1 pseudogene is annotated in these 313 nt (G+C 51.8%); it reads right to left on the bottom strand.

Features of this window, described 5'->3' with window-relative positions:
- Positions 1-95: 95 nt before the first annotated feature.
- A pseudogene (locus F2P44_RS36030) lies at positions 96-313 on the bottom strand (hypothetical protein); the annotation flags it as partial.

The raw sequence follows: 313 nt of genomic DNA, 5'->3' as shown, positions 1-313 counted from the left end.
GGCAGCACGTCATATTGAACCGCGTTCCAGCGTTGCATGATCAGAGCAGGTCGGGTAGCATTCATGGTGTGGGCGTTTTGATTAAGCGTTAGAAACTAAATCATGCCAGAAATGGGCGCCCCCCCCCCCCTTTTCGCTTGCGCTGCCAAGCAATTTTCATCCGTTCCGCTAGTTTTGCAAGAGGCTCCATAGATTTCAGTGGTATTGGCGCTCACCGGCAATGCATTGGACGGATAGACATAGCTCAGAACGCCGAGGTCATACGAAACATCTTTAACGATTTCGCCCCGCTTGCCGCCGTAGATATCCCATT

The organism is Massilia frigida (assembly GCF_011682175.1).
Lineage (GTDB): Bacteria > Pseudomonadota > Gammaproteobacteria > Burkholderiales > Burkholderiaceae_D > Telluria_A > Telluria_A frigida.
Note: the sequence above shows the minus strand (reverse complement) of the source record. Positions and strands in the feature narration are given on the sequence as shown.